Raw genomic sequence first — 16,832 nt, 5'->3', positions numbered from 1 at the left:
CCAGGCCCCCTCCTGATTATTCCGTGTATGACCTGACCGAGTTTCTGCCCAATGAATGTCGAAAATCGCAAACCCCTGCCTGGCACCACTCTGGACTACTTCGACGCCCGTGCGGCGGTCGATGCCATCAAGCCCGGAGCCTGGGCCGGCCTGCCTTATGTCAGCCGGGTGCTGGCCGAGCAACTGGTCCGTCGCTGCGATCCAGGGAGCCTCAGCGCCTCGCTGGAGCAACTGATCGAGCGCCGGCGCGACCTGGACTTCCCCTGGTATCCGGCGCGCGTGGTCTGCCATGACATCCTCGGGCAGACCGCGCTGGTCGACCTGGCCGGCCTGCGCGATGCGATCGCCGACAAGGGCGGCGACCCGGCCAAGGTCAACCCGGTGGTGCCGACCCAACTGATCGTCGACCATTCGCTGGCCGTCGAGCATGGCGGTTTCGAGAAGGACGCCTTCGAGAAGAACCGTGCCATCGAGGACCGCCGCAACGAAGACCGTTTCCACTTCATCGAGTGGACCAAGACCGCCTTCAAGAACGTCGATGTGATCCCCGCCGGCAATGGCATCATGCACCAGATCAACCTGGAGAAGATGTCGCCGGTGATCCAGGCCCGTGGCGGTGTGGCTTTCCCGGACACTTGCGTCGGTACCGATTCGCACACCCCGCACGTCGATGCGCTGGGTGTGATCGCCATCGGCGTCGGCGGCCTGGAGGCCGAGACGGTGATGCTCGGTCGGGCCTCGATGATGCGCCTGCCGGATATCGTCGGCGTCGAACTGACCGGCAAGCGCCAGCCGGGTATCACCGCCACCGATATCGTGCTGGCGCTGACCGAGTTCCTGCGCCAGCAGCGGGTGGTCGGCGCCTGGGTCGAGTTCTTCGGCGAAGGTGCCGACAGCCTGTCCATCGGCGACCGCGCGACCATTTCCAATATGTGCCCCGAGTACGGTGCCACCGCGGCGATGTTCTATATCGACCAGCAGACCATCGACTACCTGAAACTGACCGGCCGTGAGCCGGAGCAGGTGGCGCTGGTGGAGAACTACGCGAAGACCCTCGGCCTGTGGGCCGACGACCTGGCCAGCGCCGAGTACGAGCGGGTGCTGACGTTCGACCTGTCCAGCGTCGTGCGCAATATGGCCGGCCCGTCCAACCCGCACCGGCGCCTGCCGACCAGTGACCTGCAGGCGCGTGGCATCGCCGACGAGGTCAAGCTGGAAGCCGCCAGGGCCGAGGAGGCCCAGGGGCTGATGCCCGATGGCGCGGTGATCATCGCCGCCATCACCAGTTGCACCAATACCTCCAACCCGCGCAACGTGGTCGCTGCCGGCCTGCTGGCGAAAAAGGCCAACGCGCTGGGGCTGGTACGCAAGCCCTGGGTCAAGACCTCCTTCGCGCCGGGCTCCAAGGTGGCCAGGCTGTACCTGGAGGAGGCCGGCCTGCTGTCGGAACTGGAACAGCTCGGTTTCGGCATCGTCGCCTATGCCTGCACCACCTGTAATGGCATGTCCGGCGCGCTGGACCCGGACATCCAGCGGGAAATCATCGAGCGCGACCTGTATGCCACGGCGGTGCTGTCCGGCAATCGCAACTTCGATGGGCGTATCCACCCGTATGCCAAGCAGGCCTTCCTGGCTTCGCCGCCGCTGGTGGTGGCCTATGCCATCGCCGGTACCGTGCGCTTCGACATCGAGCAGGATGTGCTCGGCCATGATGCCCAGGGCAACCCCGTCACCCTCAAGGACCTGTGGCCGAGCGACGAGGAAATCGACGCCATCGTGGCGGCGAGCGTCAAGCCCGAACAGTTCAGGCAGGTGTATATCCCGATGTTCGACCTGGGCACCATCGAGGAAGCGCAAAGCCCGTTGTACGACTGGCGTCCGCAGTCCACCTATATCCGTCGTCCGCCGTACTGGGAGGGCGCCCTGGCCGGCGAGCGCACGCTCAAGGGCATGCGCCCGCTGGCGATCCTGCCGGACAATATCACCACCGACCACCTGTCGCCGTCCAACGCCATCCTGCTGGACAGCGCCGCCGGCGAATACCTGCACAAGATGGGCCTGCCCGAGGAGGACTTCAACTCCTACGCGACCCACCGTGGCGACCACCTGACCGCCCAGCGCGCGACCTTCGCCAACCCGAAACTGTTCAACGAGATGGTGCTGAACGAGGACGGCAGCGTGAAGCAGGGCTCGCTGGCACGGGTCGAGCCGGAGGGCCAGGTGCTGCGCATGTGGGAAGCCATCGAAACCTACATGAACCGCAAGCAGCCGCTGATCATCGTCGCCGGCGCCGACTACGGCCAGGGTTCGTCCCGCGACTGGGCCGCCAAGGGCGTGCGCCTGGCCGGGGTGGAAGCGATCGCCGCCGAAGGCTTCGAGCGTATCCACCGCACCAACCTGATCGGCATGGGCGTGCTGCCGCTGGAGTTCAAGCCGGGCACCACGCGCAAGACGCTGGGGCTGGACGGCAGCGAGACCTATGACGTGGTCGGCGAGCGCCAGCCGCGCGCCGAACTGACCCTGGTCATCCACCGGCGCGACGGCGAAACCCTGGAAGTGCCGATGACCTGCCGCCTGGATACCGCCGAGGAAGTCTCGGTGTACGAGGCCGGCGGCGTTTTGCAGCGCTTCGCCCAGGACTTCCTCGAAGGCAAGGCCTGATAACCCCGGCAGGGCGATCGCGTCATGCTGCATTGCGGCATGACGCTCGAGGCAAAGCGCTGGAGGCTGGACGCTGGGCGACAAGCTCGAATCGTCGTCCAGCCTCTTTGCGGCTCGTTTACCCTGCAACCCCTTACCCAGGAGCAAGCAATGTCCCACGCAGCTCAAGTCAAGATTCCCGCCACCTATATCCGAGGCGGCACCAGCAAGGGCGTGTTCTTCCGCCTGCAGGACCTGCCGGAAAGTTGCCAGGTGCCCGGCGCGGCGCGCGACCGGCTGTTCATGCGCGTGATCGGCAGCCCCGACCCGTACGCCGCGCATATCGACGGCATGGGCGGTGCCACGTCGAGCACCAGCAAGTGCGTGATCCTGTCGAAAAGCACCCGTCCGGAGCACGATGTCGATTACCTGTATGGCCAGGTTGCCATCGACAAGGCGTTCGTCGACTGGTCCGGCAACTGTGGCAACCTGTCCACCGCCGCCGGCGCCTTCGCCATACATGCCGGGCTGGTCGACGCGGCGCGCATTCCCGAGGAGGGTGTGTGCGTGGTGCGTATCTGGCAGGCCAATATCGGCAAGACCATCATCGCCCATGTGCCGGTGAGCGCGGGCCAGGTGCAGGAAACGGGTGATTTCGAGCTGGATGGCGTGACCTTCCCGGCGGCCGAGATCGTGCTGGAGTTCCTCGACCCGTCCGACGATGGCGAGGAGGGCGGTTCGATGTTCCCCACCGGCAACCTGGTCGATGAGCTCGAGGTGCCGGGTGTCGGTACCTTCAAGGCGACCATGATCAGCGCCGGGATTCCCACGGTGTTCGTCAACGCCGCTGACATCGGCTACAGCGGTGCCGAGCTGCGCGAAGACATCAACGGCGACCCGGTGGCGCTGGCGCGCTTCGAGAAGATCCGCGTCGCCGGCGCACTGCGCATGGGGCTGATGGAGACCCCAGAGGAAGCCGCGACCCGCCAGCACACGCCGAAGATCGCCTTCGTCGCGCCACCCAGGGACTATGTCGCTGCCAGTGGCAAGGGCATCGTAGCGGGCGATATCGACCTGCTGGTACGGGCGTTGTCGATGGGCAAGCTGCACCACGCGATGATGGGCACCGCCGCCGTGGCCATCGGCACCGCCGCCGCCATCCCTGGCACCCTGGTCAACCTGGCCGCGGGCGGCGGCGAACGCAGCGCGGTGCGTTTCGGCCATCCGTCCGGCGTCTTGCGGGTCGGTGCCGAGGCACGGCAGGTGGATGGCCAGTGGACGGTGACCAAGGCCATCATGAGCCGCAGTGCGCGGATATTGATGGAGGGCTGGGTGCGCGTACCGGGCGACAGCCTGTAGGCACGGCCCGCAACAGCTTCGCGGGCCGGCCCGGAGCCTACGAGAGCTTGTGGCTGCTGCCGAGCAGCAGACCGCCGGCGCCGACGAAGAAGGCACCGGTGGTTCTGTTCAGCCGGCGCACGCCTCGGGCGGTCTTGATCAGCCGGCGGATCTGCCGGCCGAACAGCGCATAGACCAGGGAAGCGGCGTACTCGGCCAGCAGGTAGGTGGTGCCCAGGTAGAGGAACTGCTCCGCGGCGGGTTGGCCGGGTTTGATGAACTGCGGGAAGATCGCCGCGAACAGCAGGATGGCCTTGGGATTGCTGATGCCGATGAGGAATTCCTGCAGCATCGACTTCCACAGGTTCCGGCGTGGCAGGGCGGCCGCTTCGTCGCTGTCCAGGCCGGCGAAGGAGTGGCTGCGCCAGGCGCTGATGCCGAGATAGACCAGGTAGGCCGCGCCGACCCACTTGATCGCGGTGAACACGGTTTCCGAGGCCAACAGCATGGCGCCCAGGCCGACGGCGGAGATGAACAGGAAAATGGCGAAGGCCAGCACCCGCCCGCTAGTGGCCAGGACGGCGGTCGCCACACCGTGGCGTATGCCGTTGTTCATTGCGCAGAAGTTGTTCGGACCGGGTGTCAGGGCTATCAGGAAGGCGACCGGGGCGAACAGCAGTGCATCCATCAGTATCATTTTTCAGGACTCGAAGAAGGTTATTTCAAGCGACGTTCCACACCTTTCTCCACCAGTATCTTGGCGGAGATTTCCTCCACCGAGAAATGCGTGGAGTTGATGTGCGGGATATTTTCGCGGCGCAACAGGTTTTCCACCTCGCGGACTTCGAACTCGCACTGGGCAAAACTGGAGTAGCGGCTGTTGGGCTTGCGCTCGTTGCGGATGGCGGCCAGGCGGTCCGGGTCGATGGTCAGGCCGAACAGTTTGTCGCGGTACTGCTTGAGGGTCGCCGGCAATTGCAGGCGCTCCATGTCTTCCTCGGTCAGCGGGTAGTTGGCGGCGCGGATGCCGTATTGCATGGCCATATACAGGCAGGTGGGCGTTTTGCCGCACCTGGAAACACCCACCAGGATCAGGTCGGCCTTGTCATAATGTCGCGTGCGGGCGCCATCGTCGTTGTCCAGCGCGAAGTTGACCGCGTCGATCCGCTCCATGTAGCTGGTGTGGTGGGAAATGGAGTGGGACTTGCCCACGGAGTAGGAGGAGCGCGAGCTCAGCTCGTTTTCCAGGGGCGACAGGAAGGATGAGAAGATGTCGATCATGAAACCATCCGACTCGGCCAGGATGTCGCGGATTTCCTGGTTCACCAGCGTATCGAAGATGATCGGGCGGGCACCGTCCTTTTCCGCTGCCGCATTGATTTGCTGTACCATTACCCGCGCTTTTTCCGCAGTATCGATGTACGGGCGCGTCAACTTGATGAAGCTGATGTTCTCGAATTGTGCGAGCAGGCTCTGGCCCAGCGTCTCGGCCGTTATGCCGGTGCCGTCGGAGATGAAGAAAGCAGTTCGTTTCATGGGCTGCGGGCCTTGGGTGAAGAACGTTGCCCGGCATTTTCGCCGAGTGTGGAATGGCGGGCATTGTCACTTATTTTGCGGGGCCAGGTCACTGTCGGCGACATGGCTCGGATCGAGATTCCAACATGACTGGAGAGATCACCTTGGTAGAGTACGTAGTTTCCCTCGATAAGCTCGGCAACCACGATGTCGAGCACGTTGGGGGCAAGAACGCCTCGCTGGGCGAGATGATCAGCAACCTCGCCGGTGCCGGTGTTTCCGTACCAGGTGGCTTTGCCACCACGGCCCAGGCCTATCGTGACTTCCTCGAGCAGAGCGGTCTCAACGATCGCATTCACGCGACCCTGGACGCCCTCGATGTCGATGATGTCAATGCCCTGGCCAAGGCTGGTGCGCAGATCCGCCAGTGGGTGATGGACGCCGAACTGCCGGCGCGCCTCGATGCCGATATCCGTACCGCCTTCGCCGAGATGAGCGGCGGCAACGACAACATGGCGGTGGCCGTGCGCTCCTCGGCCACCGCCGAAGACCTGCCGGACGCTTCCTTCGCCGGCCAGCAGGAAACCTTCCTGAACATCCGCGGCGTGGACAACGTGATCCGTGCCGCCAAGGAAGTCTTCGCTTCGCTGTTCAACGACCGCGCCATCGCCTACCGCGTGCACCAGGGCTTCGACCACAAGCTGGTGGCGCTGTCCGCCGGCGTGCAGCGCATGGTGCGCTCGGAAACCGGCACCGCCGGGGTGATGTTCACCCTGGACACCGAGTCGGGTTTCCGCGACGTGGTGTTCATCACCGGCGCCTACGGGCTGGGCGAAACCGTGGTGCAGGGCGCGGTCAACCCCGACGAATTCTATGTCCACAAGCACACGCTGGAGGCCGGCCGCCCGGCGATCCTGCGCCGCAACCTGGGCAGCAAGGCGATCAAGATGGTCTATGGCACGGAAGCCAAGGCCGGCAAGTCGGTCAAGACCGTCGAGGTCGATCCCGCCGAGCGCGCACGCTTCTGCCTGACCGACGAAGAAGTCGGCAACCTGGCCCGCCAGGCGCTGATCATCGAGAAGCACTATGGCCGGCCGATGGACATCGAGTGGGCCAAGGACGGTGACGACGGCCAGCTCTATATCGTGCAGGCGCGTCCGGAAACCGTTAAGAGCCGCAGCAACATCAATGTCATGGAGCGCTACCTGCTCAAGGAAAAGGGCACCGTGCTGGTGGAAGGCCGTGCCATCGGCCAGCGCATCGGCTCCGGTCCGGTCAAGGTCATCCACCATGTTTCCGAAATGGACCAGGTGCAGCCGGGCGACGTGCTGGTGTCCGACATGACCGACCCGGACTGGGAGCCGGTGATGAAGCGCGCCAGCGCCATCGTCACCAACCGTGGCGGGCGTACCTGCCACGCGGCGATCATCGCCCGTGAGCTGGGCATTCCGGCGGTGGTCGGCTGCGGCAACGCCACCGAACTGCTGAAGGACGGCCAGCGTGTCACCGTGACCTGTGCCGAAGGCGATACCGGGCTGATCTTCGAAGGCGAACTGGGCTTCGACATTCGCCAGAACTCCATCGACGCCATGCCGGAACTGCCATTCAAGATCATGATGAACGTCGGTAATCCCGACCGTGCCTTCGACTTCGCGCAACTGCCCAACGCCGGGGTCGGCCTGGCGCGCCTGGAGTTCATCATCAACCGCATGATCGGCGTACACCCCAAGGCGCTGCTGAATTTCGCCGGGCTGCCGAGCGAGGTCAAGAGCAGCGTCGAGAAGCGCATCGCCGGCTATGACGATCCGGTCAACTTCTATGTCGAGAAGCTGGTCGAGGGCGTCAGTACCCTGGCCGCCGCGTTCTGGCCGAAGAAGGTCATCGTGCGCCTGTCGGACTTCAAGTCCAACGAATACGCCAACCTGATCGGCGGCAAGCTCTACGAGCCGGAAGAAGAAAACCCGATGCTCGGCTTCCGTGGCGCTTCGCGCTACATCAGCGATTCCTTCCGCGACTGCTTCGAGCTGGAATGCCGGGCGATGAAGAAGGTCCGTGATGTCATGGGCCTGACCAACGTCGAGCTGATGGTGCCCTTCGTGCGTACCCTGGGCGAGGCCTCGCAGGTCATCGACCTGCTGGGCAAGTACGGCCTCAAGCGTGGCGAGAACGGCCTGCGCGTGATCATGATGTGCGAGCTGCCGTCCAACGCGCTGCTGGCCGATGAGTTCCTCGAATTCTTCGACGGCTTCTCCATCGGTTCCAACGACATGACCCAACTGACCCTGGGCCTGGACCGCGACTCCGGCATCATCGCCCACCTGTTCGACGAGCGTAACCCGGCGGTGAAGAAGCTGCTGGCCAGTGCCATCCAGGCGTGCAACAAGGCCGGCAAGTACATCGGCATCTGCGGCCAGGGCCCTTCGGACCACCCGGACCTGGCCAAATGGCTGATGGAGCAGGGCATCGAAAGCGTCTCGCTGAACCCGGACTCGGTGCTCGACACCTGGTTCTTCCTGGCTGACGCCGAGGTCTGACAGCCTCCGGGCCGTATGAAATCTGGCTGTAGGAAAAGAGGCGATCCTGGTGATCGCCTCTTTTCGTTCTGGCCTGGAGTCAGGCGTTTTCGCGTAGGGTGTGCGGCGCGCACCTGAATGATCGACGCACGATCCTCAGGTGCGGCCCCCGGGTTTCCGTTCGGGCGGTCAGCCTTTGGCCCGGCGCGGCGGCATGCCTTGCGCCTTGAAGTAGGCGGTGTCGCAGCGTGGCAGGGGCGTGACGCCACGAATCCGGTCGGCGATTTTCTCGGCGATCATGATGGTGGTGGCGTTGAGATTGCCGGTGATGATCTGCGGCATGATCGAGGCATCCACCACGCGTAGCCCTTGCAGTCCATGCACGCGGCCCTGGCCATCGACCACGGCCATCGCGTCGCTGCCCATCTTGCAGGTGCAGGAGGGGTGGTAGGCGGTTTCCGCGTGTTCGCGGACGAAGGCGTCCAGTTCTTCGTCGCTCTGCACCTCGATGCCGGGGCTGATCTCGCGGCCACGGTAAGGGGCGAGCGCCGGTTGCGCCATGATTTCCCGGGTGATGCGGATGGCGTCGCGGAATTCCTGCCAGTCCTGCTCGCTGGACATGTAGTTGAAGAGAATGCTCGGGTGTTCGTGCGGGTCCCTGGATTTCACCTGTACGCGGCCACGGCTGGGCGAGCGCATCGAGCCGACGTGGGCCTGGAAGCCGTGCTCTTCCACCGCGTTGCTGCCGTTGTAGTTGATCGCCACCGGCAGGAAGTGGTACTGGATGTTCGGCCATTCGAACGCCGCGCTGCTGCGGATGAAGCCGCCGGCTTCGAACTGGTTGCTGGCGCCGATGCCGCTGCCGTTGAACAGCCATTCGGCGCCGATCGCCGGCTGGTTGTACCACTTCAGCGCAGGGTAGAGGGAAACCGGCTGGGTACACGCGTACTGCAGGTACATTTCCAGGTGGTCCTGGAGGTTCTCGCCGACCCCGGGCAGGTCGTGCACCAGCGGGATGCCCAGGCCTTGCAGCAGGCTGGCCGGGCCGACGCCGGAGCGCTGGAGTATCTGCGGAGAGGCGATGGCGCCGCCACAGAGCAGGACTTCACGGGTTGCCCGGGCCGTAATGGCTTCTTTAGCGCCACCCTTCAGGTAGCTGACGCCCACCGCGCGCTTGTCTGCGAAAAGGATGCGGTCGGTCAGCGCATGGGTGACGATGGTCAGGTTGGCGCGTGCCCTGGCCTGGTCCAGGTAGCCGCGGGCGGTGCTGGAGCGTCGGCCGTTCGGCGTCACGGTGCGGTCCATCGGGCCGAAGCCCTCCTGCTGGTAGCCGTTGAGGTCGTCGGTGCGCGGGTAGCCGGCTTCCACGCCGGCCTGGATCATCGCCTCGAACAGCGGATTGTTGCCCGGCTTCGGCGTGGTGACGCTGACCGGACCATCGCCACCGTGGAAATCGTTGGCGCCGCTGTCGCGGCTCTCCGCCTTGCGGAAGTACGGCAGGCAGTCCTGGTAGCTCCAGTCTTCCAGGCCCGGCTCCCTGGCCCAGTTGTCGAAGTCCATGGCGTTGCCGCGGATGTAGCACATGCCGTTGATCAGCGACGAGCCGCCCAGGCCCTTGCCGCGCCCGCACTCCATGCGCCGGTCGTTCATGTAGGGTTCGGGGTCGGTCAGGTAGGCCCAGTTGTAGCGGCGCCCCTGCAGCGGGTAGGCGAGGGCGGCGGGCATCTGGGTACGGAAGTCCAGCCGATAGTCCGGGCCGCCGGCTTCCAGCAGCAAGACGCTGACGCTGGCGTCTTCGCTCAGGCGAGTGGCCAGCACATTGCCGGCCGAGCCGGCGCCAATGATGATGTAGTCGTATTCCATGAGCAGCACCCTCCGGGTGAAAGCTGCAAGCCACAAGCTGCAAGAAAAGCCGGGGCTTCTTCAGCGCTTTTGTCGAAGCCCCTTTCCGGCGAATAACGGTATAGCGCAATCGCCCCTGAGAGCCGGAGCCACTTGCTTTTACTTGCCGCTTGAAGCTTGTGGCTGTTTTTGGCTGTTTTAAAATACCGAACTGAAATCGCCCAGCTCGACCTGTACCGATTTGATCTGCGTGTAGTGTTCGAGGGTGGCGATACCGTTCTCGCGACCGACGCCGGAGTGCTTGTAGCCACCCACCGGCATCTCGGCGGCGGATTCGCCCCAGGTGTTGATCCAGCAGATGCCGGCCTGCAACTGGTGGATGACCCGGTGCGCGCGGGCCAGGTCGAGGGTCACCAGCCCGGCGGCCAGGCCGTAGTCGGTGTCGTTGGCCCTGCGGATCACTTCGTCTTCGCTGTCATAGGCCAGGATGCTCATGACCGGGCCGAAGATCTCCTCGCGGACGATCAGCATGTCGTCGTTGCAGTCGCTGAATACCGTCGGCGCGACGAAGGCGCCCCTGGCCAGTTCTCCTTCGCTGACGCGTTCGCCGCCGATCAGCAGGCGCGCGCCTTCGCGCTTGCCGCTGTCGATATAGCGCAGCACGGATTGCATATGCGCGAAGCTCACCAGCGGGCCGAAATTGACCCGAGGGTCCAGCGGGTCGCCGAGGCGGATGCGCCTGACGCGCTCCACCACCCGGGCTTCGAACGCGGCTTGCAAGGCCCTGGGTACGAAGACCCGGGTGCCGTTGGTGCACACCTGCCCGGAGCTGTAGAAGTTGGCCATCATGGCGATATCGGCGGCGCGCTCGAGGTCGGCATCGGCGAAGACGATCAGCGGGGATTTGCCGCCGAGCTCCATGGTGACCTCCTTGAGGGTCGAGGCCGAGGCGCTGGCCATCACTTTCTTGCCGGTGGCGACGCCGCCGGTGAAGGAAATCTTGGCGATCCGCGGATGCTCGGTGAGCATTTGGCCGACTTCCGCGCCGCTGCCGGTGAGTACGTTGAACACGCCGTCCGGCAGGCCTGCCTCAGTGTAGATCTCGGCCAGTTTCAGCGCCGTCAGCGAGGTGACTTCGCTCGGCTTGAAGATCATCGCGTTGCCGGCGGCCAGCGCTGGCGCGGACTTCCACAGGGCGATCTGGATCGGGTAGTTCCAGGCGCCGATACCGGCGACCACGCCCAGCGGCTCGCGACGGGTATAGACGAAGGCGCTGTCGCGCAGCGGAATCTGCTGGCCTTCCAGGGCCGGGATCAGGCCGGCGTAGTATTCCAGTACGTCGGCTCCAGTGACGATGTCCACCGTGCTGGTTTCCGACAGCGCCTTGCCGGTATCGAGGGTTTCCAGTTCGGCCAGTTCGTCGTTGCGCTGGCGCAGGAGGTCGACGGCGCGGCGCAGGATGCGCGAGCGCTGCATGGCGGTCATCGCCGCCCAGGCCTGCTGGCCCCGTTGCGCGGACTCGACCGCCAGCTCGACATCGGCGCGCGTGGCGGCCTGCAATTCGGCGATCACTTCGCCGTTGGCCGGGTTGATGGCTTCGAAGATTTCATTGCCGCCGCTGCTCTGGTAGCGGCCATCGATATAGAGTTTCTGCATGCCAAAGCGGGACATCGGGTTCTCCTCTGGTGGTATCGGTTGCATGGACGCAGGGCGCGCGAGGCCGCCCAGACCGTGCGCACCGACAGTAAGCCGGTGCACACGGCGCACCCTACGGCCGTGGCTCGTTATGCTGTTCCTGCGCAGCGATATAGCGCTCGATAATCAGTAAGGCCCGCTGGTGATCGAAGGGTTCACCGCTGAGCACGCTGCGCAGCCATAGCCCGTCGATCAGCCCGGCCATGCCCTGGGCCGCCAGGCGCGCCTCATCACGCGGCAGGAAACGGCGGAACTCGTAACAGAGGTTCGAGTACAGCCGACGGTCGTTGACCTGCTGCAAGCGGTAGAGCTGCGGGTGATGCATGCTGCTGGCCCAGAACGCCAGCCAGGTCTTCATCGCCGCGGCGTTGGTCTGACTGTCGTCGAAGTTGGCGATGGCGATCGCGCGCAGGCGTGCCTGTGGGGCATCGTCGGCGAGTGCCGCGAGACGTTCCCTGACACCTCTGCCCAGGTGTGTCAGCAGGTAGCGCATGGTCGCTTCCAACAGGCCGTTCTTGTCACGGAAGTAGTGGCTGATGATGCCGTTGGAGACTCCGGCGCGCCGCGCGATCTGCGCGATCGACGCTTCGTGCATACCCACCTCGTTGACTGCGGCGAGGGTCGCTTCGATCAACTGCTGCCGACGTATCGGCTGCATTCCCACTTTCGGCATTTCCCGCTCCTGAAGGTTTTCCCCACCGTGCCCGGGCTTGCGTTCGGGCACGGCGGCCAATGCTGTTACCCGGCCAATCTATTTGTTTTTAATTGAACGTTCAATCAATAAAAAGTATATTTTCTGCGCTATGCACCGTGGCCCCGCTCCTTTCAGGTGAAGCGCTGTCCAACTTCATCGGCTTCATCGGCGTGCGTGCAAGCGTCGACAGGATGGCCTTCCTGCGCTGCTTGGCCAGGCCGGGATGCGTTCCGAATGCTGCCGGGCGAGTGTCCGGCCGTCGTCGAGCGGCGTTTTCGGCGGGCGGATTGCGGTGCGACTTTTCAGGGATCTTCCAGGGGACAACATGAATTCAAGCGACCTCCAGACGAAACCCGCGGACACTCTCAACAGGGTGGTTTTCTTCGTATCGGCGGGGCTGATCCTGGCCTTCACCATGATGACCGTGTTCTTCACCGAGGTATCGGGCAGGACCATCAGCGCGGTGCTCGGCTGGGTCTCGTCGACCTTCGGCTGGTACTACCTGCTGGCCGCCACGCTCTATATCGTCTTCGTCATCTTCGTGGCGACCTCGCGCTTCGGCGAGATAAAGCTCGGCCCCGAGCAGTCCAAGCCCGAGTTCAGCCTGATGAGCTGGTCGGCGATGTTGTTCGCCGCCGGTATTGGCATCGACCTGATGTTCTTCTCGGTGGCGGAACCGGTGACCCAGTACATGCTGCCGCCGGAAGGCGAGGGGCAGACGGTGGAGGCCGCGCGCCAGGCGATGGTCTGGACGCTGTTCCACTACGGCCTGACCGGCTGGTCGATGTATGCGCTGATGGGCATCGCCCTCGGTTATTTCAGCTATCGCTACAACCTGCCGCTGACCATCCGTTCCTCGCTCTACCCGATCTTCGGCAAGCGCATCTATGGGCCGATCGGCCATAGCGTGGATATCGCCGCGGTGATCGGCACCATCTTCGGCATCGCGACCACCCTGGGTATCGGCGTGGTCCAGTTGAACTATGGTTTGAAGGTGCTCTTCGACCTGCCGGAGAACCTGGCCGTGCAGGGCGCGCTGATCCTGCTGTCGGTGGTGATGGCGACCATTTCGGTGATCTCCGGCGTCAACCGCGGTATCCGCATCCTCTCCGAACTGAACGTCCTGCTGGCGCTGGGGCTGCTGCTGTTCCTGCTGTTCTTCGGTAACACCGAGTTCCTGCTCAATGCGCTGGTGCTGAACATCGGCGACTACGTCAACCGCTTCCTCGGCATGACGCTGAACAGCTTCGCCTTCGACCGGCCGACCGAGTGGATGAATAGCTGGACCCTGTTCTTCTGGGCCTGGTGGGTGGCCTGGGCGCCGTTCGTCGGGCTGTTCCTGGCACGCATCTCGCGCGGGCGGACGATTCGCCAGTTCGTACTGGGCACGCTGATCATTCCCTTCGTGTTCACCCTGCTGTGGCTGTCGATCTTCGGCAACAGCGCGCTGTACCAGATTCTGCAAGCCGGCAATATCGGCTTCGCCAACGAAGTCATCAATTATCCGGAACGCGGCGTCTACAGCTTGCTGGCGCAGTACCCGGGCTTCACCCTGAGCGCCTCGGTGGCCACCATCACCGGCCTGCTGTTCTACGTGACCTCGGCGGACTCGGGCTCGCTGGTGCTCGGCAATTTCACCTCGAAGCTGGCCGACATCAACAATGACGCGCCCAACTGGCTGCGCATCTTCTGGTCCGTGACCATCGGCCTGCTGACCTTGGGCATGCTGATGACCGACGGCATCACCGCGTTGCAGAACACCACGGTGATCATGGGCCTGCCGTTCAGCTTCGTGATGTTCTTCGTGATGGCCGGGTTGTACAAGTCGATGCGCCTGGAGGACTACCGCAAGGCCAGCACACAGCAGCCGTTGTCCAGCATGCCGGCGACCTCGGTCGATGCCTCGTTGAACTGGAAGCAGCGGTTGTCGCGGGTGATGAACTTCCCCGGCACCACGCACACGCAGAAGATGCTCGACAGGGTCTGCCGCCCGGCGATGCAGGAAGTCGCCCAGGAGCTCGAACTGCGTGGCGCCAAGGTGCAGTTCACCGAGCACCCGCCGACCGGCGACGAGAAGCTCAGCCACCTGGAGCTGGTGGTGCTGCTGGGCGACGAGCAGAACTTCGTCTACCAGATCTGGCCGCAGGCATATGCGGTGCCAGGTTTCACCTACCGCGCGCGCTCCGGCAAGTCCCATTACTACCGCCTGGAGACCTACCTGCGCGAAGGCACCCAGGGCAACGACCTGATGGACTACAGCAAGCACCAGGTGATCAACGATATCCTCGACCACTACGAGCGCCACCTGAACTTCCTGCACATCTACCGCGAAGCGCCAGGCAATACCCTTACCTTCCCGGAGTGAGCGGGCGCCAGGCGCGATGCTCGTTTCGATAAGGGCGCTGGAGGCTGGAAAGCCGGACGCAGAACAGCGGCGGTCCCGCTCTTTCCTCCGGTCGGCTTTCCAGCGTTTTTTCGGCCAAGAGCGCGATGGCTCAGCCTCGGGATTCGCGTTCCTGTGCGAATGCCTGGTGTCGGGACGGGGTACGCGTGAATACCTCCCTGTAGCTCTTCGCCGCCATCCCTGGCGGCGAAGTCCCCATCCCGCCACCAGGCATCCGCACAGCCACTTTCGGTGGCGCCCGTAGGATAAGGGCGGGTGAGCTTACGAGCGTGGCACCTGGGTTCGCGACACCGGGAACGACAGGGCAAGACATAGATGTGTGCATACGTTAGGTCGCTCGGGGGGAGGGGCGTGGCGCGATGGACGGGCCGACGAAGTGCGGCATCGATCGTGGGCCGGATGGTTCCGGCCTTTTCGATTACACGGGCTTGCAAGGGCCCATGCCCGGGGACGACAATGCAAGTCGTTTTCATTAGCTGCTCAAGTATCTGTCATGTCGTCGGATGATCCAGCCCTGCACAGTGCAGTAACCAGTCTCTACACCGAGCACCATCGCTGGTTGAAAGGCTGGCTGCGCAAGCGGCTGGGCAGCGCCAGCGATGCCGACGACGTTTCCCAGGACACCTTCCTGCGCATCATCCGCAAGCGCAATGCGCTGGATATCCGCGAGCCCAGGCATTACCTCTCGGTAGTGGCCAAGGGCATCATGCTCGACCTGTTCCGCCGGCGCACCCTGGAGCAGAGCTACCAGGAAGTCCTGGCCAGCCTGCCCGAGGCGCAAGTGCCTTCGCTGGAAGAGCAGGCCCTGTTGTTCGAGGCGCTGATGGAAATCGACCGTATGCTCGAAGGGCTTGGCCCGAGGGTCCGGCAGGTGTTCATCCTCTCCCAGGTCGAAGGCCTGACCTATGCGCGTATCGCCGGGGAACTGGGGATTTCCCTGCGCACGGTGAACAACCATATGGCCAAGGCCATGGAGCACTGCTGTCTGATGCGGCTGGGGCTATGAGCCATCGACACGCCGGGCGGCTTACGGGTGGGAGTGGCTACAGGCTGCACGCTACAGACGGCAGGCTAAACGCCGTGGGGGTACTGGTATTCCGATCCAAGCCTGCCGCCGTTTGTACCAAGACGTTGAAAGGCATGGATCCATGAGCCGCTCCGATATGGATATTTCCGAGCAGGAGCGCGCAGCCATCCGTGCGGCTGCTGTCTGGTATGCGCGTCTGTCCTCAGGTGCGGCCAGTCAGGCAGAGGAGGCCGAATGGGCGAGCTGGCACGCAGCCGATCCTCTTCACCAGCAGGCCTGGCAGCGTATACAGGCAGTGCGTGAGCAGGTCGAACGAGTCCCTGGCCGGATTGCCCGGGCCACCTTGCAGCAGCGCGCCGCATATCCTTCGCGGCGCGAACTGCTGGGGTTCGTCGTGCTGCTTGGCGGAGCCGGTTGGCTGGGTTGGCGTAGCGACTACCGGCAAGCCTGGCAGGCGGACTACCGCAGTGCCGTGGGGCAGCGGCAAAGCCACCGGCTGGCGGATGGTTCCAGCCTGATGCTCAATACCGATACGGCGCTGGACGTGCATTTCGATCCGCAGCAGCGGCTGTTGCGGCTGCTGCGCGGCGAGATACTGGTCGAGACTGCCGCCGATGGGCTGCAGCGACCTTTCCTGGTCGAGACGCCCCATGGCCGGGTTCAGGCGCTGGGTACGCGCTTCACCGTCCGTTGCGGCGAGCAGGGCAGTGAAGTGGCGGTGTTGCAGCGTGCGGTGCTCGTCACCACGGCCCAGGGCGACGTACAGCGTGTGGCGGAAGGGCAGACCAGCCGTTTCGATGGCCAGGGCATATCCCCGGTGGAAAACAACGCGCCGGGCGTGGCGGCCTGGCAGCAGGGTAGCCTGGTGGTGGTCGACCGCCCGCTGCATGCGGTACTCGCGGAGCTGTCCCGCTACCGCCACGGCATCCTGCGCTGCGATCCGGCCATCGCCGCCCTGAATGTCTCCGGCGCCTTTCCCATCGACGACACCGACCTGGCGCTGGCGGCGCTGGAAAGCGGCCTTGGGTTGCAGGCCGTCCGGCGCACCCGCTATTGGGTAACGCTGACCCGGGCCCCTGGATAGGATGGCTCGAGCGTGGCGGTAGCCATCGTTACCGATGGGTATCGCCGCTGTGTTCCTCGACCCATTCTCTGTGTGGACTC

Annotated in this window: 11 protein-coding genes; 6 read left to right on the top strand and 5 right to left on the bottom strand. The window is 64.3% G+C overall.

Features of this window, described 5'->3' with window-relative positions; genetic code table 11:
• Positions 1–51 precede the first annotated feature (51 nt).
• Positions 52–2,661 carry a Fe/S-dependent 2-methylisocitrate dehydratase AcnD gene (gene acnD, locus DNJ95_RS07355; protein ID WP_131184072.1) on the top strand — a complete coding sequence of 870 codons (2,610 nt, stop codon included), beginning with the start codon at positions 52–54 and terminating at the stop codon, positions 2,659–2,661.
• 150 nt (positions 2,662–2,811) lie between these two features.
• Entirely contained in the window at positions 2,812–3,999 is a 1,188-nt protein-coding gene (prpF, locus tag DNJ95_RS07350; protein WP_131184071.1) for a 2-methylaconitate cis-trans isomerase PrpF, read from the top strand.
• A 37-nt stretch (positions 4,000–4,036) separates the two neighbouring features.
• Here the strand turns inward: prpF and DNJ95_RS07345 are convergent, their stop codons facing one another.
• Both DNJ95_RS07345 and ppsR read right to left on the bottom strand, forming a co-directional pair.
• The gene (locus DNJ95_RS07345) at positions 4,037–4,675 is read right to left on the bottom strand and encodes a LysE family translocator (protein ID WP_207388759.1); all 639 of its coding nucleotides are present in this window, start codon (positions 4,673–4,675) and stop codon (positions 4,037–4,039) included.
• A gap of 20 nt (positions 4,676–4,695) precedes the next feature.
• On the bottom strand, positions 4,696–5,514 hold the full coding sequence (gene ppsR / locus DNJ95_RS07340; protein WP_131184069.1) for a posphoenolpyruvate synthetase regulatory kinase/phosphorylase PpsR: 819 nt from the start codon (positions 5,512–5,514) through the stop codon (positions 4,696–4,698).
• A gap of 143 nt (positions 5,515–5,657) precedes the next feature.
• Here ppsR and ppsA point away from each other — a divergent pair, with 143 nt between their 5' ends.
• Entirely contained in the window at positions 5,658–8,027 is a 2,370-nt protein-coding gene (gene ppsA / locus DNJ95_RS07330) for a phosphoenolpyruvate synthase (RefSeq protein ID WP_131184068.1), read from the top strand.
• A gap of 168 nt (positions 8,028–8,195) precedes the next feature.
• Here ppsA and betA read toward each other — a convergent pair whose 3' ends face one another.
• The 3 genes from betA to betI form a co-directional block, all read right to left on the bottom strand.
• A complete protein-coding gene (betA, locus tag DNJ95_RS07325) occupies positions 8,196–9,869 on the bottom strand; it encodes a choline dehydrogenase (RefSeq protein WP_131184067.1) in 1,674 nt (557 codons plus the stop codon).
• A gap of 177 nt (positions 9,870–10,046) precedes the next feature.
• The gene (gene betB / locus DNJ95_RS07320) at positions 10,047–11,519 is read right to left on the bottom strand and encodes a betaine-aldehyde dehydrogenase (RefSeq protein WP_131184066.1); all 1,473 of its coding nucleotides are present in this window, start codon (positions 11,517–11,519) and stop codon (positions 10,047–10,049) included.
• Positions 11,520–11,616: 97 nt separating this feature from the next.
• Positions 11,617–12,216 carry a transcriptional regulator BetI gene (gene betI, locus DNJ95_RS07315; RefSeq protein ID WP_131184065.1) on the bottom strand — a complete coding sequence of 200 codons (600 nt, stop codon included), beginning with the start codon at positions 12,214–12,216 and terminating at the stop codon, positions 11,617–11,619.
• A 346-nt stretch (positions 12,217–12,562) separates the two neighbouring features.
• Here betI and DNJ95_RS07310 point away from each other — a divergent pair, with 346 nt between their 5' ends.
• The 3 genes from DNJ95_RS07310 to DNJ95_RS07300 all read left to right on the top strand — a co-directional run bounded on the left by DNJ95_RS07310 (position 12,563) and on the right by DNJ95_RS07300 (position 16,752).
• Complete coding sequence (locus DNJ95_RS07310) at positions 12,563–14,602, top strand: choline transporter (protein WP_131184064.1); 2,040 nt, start codon at positions 12,563–12,565, stop codon at positions 14,600–14,602.
• A 532-nt stretch (positions 14,603–15,134) separates the two neighbouring features.
• Positions 15,135–15,647, top strand: coding sequence for a sigma-70 family RNA polymerase sigma factor (locus DNJ95_RS07305; RefSeq protein ID WP_131184063.1), 513 nt, complete (start codon positions 15,135–15,137; stop codon positions 15,645–15,647).
• A gap of 142 nt (positions 15,648–15,789) precedes the next feature.
• Positions 15,790–16,752, top strand: a complete 963-nt coding sequence (locus DNJ95_RS07300; protein WP_476718335.1) for a FecR domain-containing protein — start codon at positions 15,790–15,792, stop codon at positions 16,750–16,752.
• Positions 16,753–16,832 lie beyond the last annotated feature (80 nt).

It is taken from the genome of Stutzerimonas kirkiae (assembly GCF_004327335.1).
Taxonomy (GTDB): domain Bacteria; phylum Pseudomonadota; class Gammaproteobacteria; order Pseudomonadales; family Pseudomonadaceae; genus Stutzerimonas; species Stutzerimonas kirkiae.
The sequence above is the reverse complement of the archived record's forward strand: the minus strand, read 5'-3'. Positions and strand labels throughout refer to the sequence as shown.